Genomic DNA, 1,156 nt, shown 5'->3' with positions numbered 1-1,156 from the left:
ACAAAAAAGCTTCTTCTGCTCTTGGTTGTGAACAAATTTTTGTAAGTTCATCGTGAATACGTTCTCTAGAAACTGATGTTATAGTGTGGGATAGTTTTTCTATAGCTTGATAAGTACTATTCGAAATTTGGAATTGCAGTTTAGAAGATAGTCTAATAGCACGTATCAGTCGTAACTTATCTTCTTCAAATCTTTTTAAAGGATCTCCAATTGTTCTGAGAACTTTTTTCTTTATGTCTTCTAAGCCATTTACATAGTCGAAAATAGTATTACTAAAAGGACAATAGAAAAGACCATTTATAGTGAAATCTCTTCTCTCGGAGTCTTCTTTTGCTGAGGCTTTCTGTACAGATATTGGTCTTCGGCCATCTATATAAATTCCATCACTACGAAAAGAAGATACTTCAATCGAATATCCTTTTTGTATAACCCTTACAGATTCAAATTGTATTCCTGTTTGAATCGTTTTTTCGAATAGAGAGCATACAACTTCAGAAGAAGCAGAAGTAGCTAGATCAATATCATCAGGGCTTCTTCCTAGAAGCCAATCTCTGACACATCCGCCAGCTATATAAGTGATATGTCCATCTTGTTTTAATCTCTTAATAATTTGAACAGCAGTTCGATAAAGATCGCTTTCTTTTTCTTTTTTATTAAGTTCAAATGGGTAATGCATTGTTTCTCCACCAAGACAAAACCGTTTCATATAGAAGAATACATGAGTAAAACATGTAACGGAAATGTTTGTTATTTTTCTTTGAAAGATAGATGCTTCTTCATGCCGGTTGAAGCCTCTCTTGAGAGGTTTAATCTAGTGAAAATCAAGGTCCTTAGTGAAGAAGTTGCTATGTGCATTGCAGCAGGAGAAGTTGTGGAATCACCTGCTTGTGTTGTTAAGGAATTGGTTGAAAACAGTCTAGATGCGGGTGCACAATCTATTCATTTAGAAGTGTGTGGAGGAGGCTTTGACGTTATTCGTGTCGTAGATGATGGAGTTGGTCTTTCACAAGAAGAGGCAGTTTTGTGTATTCAACGTCACGCTACTTCAAAGTTAAATCGTGTGGAAGATCTTGATTCTATTAAAAGTTTCGGATTTCGTGGAGAGGCGCTTGCTGCTATTGCATCTGTCTCTTGTCTAGAGATAGTCTCTAGCAGT

2 protein-coding genes are annotated in these 1,156 nt (G+C 36.1%); one reads left to right on the top strand and one right to left on the bottom strand.

Going from position 1 to position 1,156, the window contains the following annotated elements; all coding sequences use genetic code 11:
* A partial coding sequence (locus GCCT14_RS05065) for a CCA tRNA nucleotidyltransferase (protein ID WP_192875515.1) occupies positions 1-676 on the bottom strand: 676 nt, incomplete at its 3' end.
* Positions 677-718: 42 nt separating this feature from the next.
* Between GCCT14_RS05065 and GCCT14_RS05060 the strand changes: the two genes are divergently transcribed.
* Positions 719-1,156: ATP-binding protein (locus tag GCCT14_RS05060; RefSeq protein WP_204592959.1), on the top strand; the 438-nt coding region annotated here is incomplete at its 3' end.

The sequence above is a fragment of the Candidatus Similichlamydia epinepheli genome (assembly GCF_003056015.1).
This window is presented reverse-complemented; position numbering and strand designations above follow the sequence as displayed.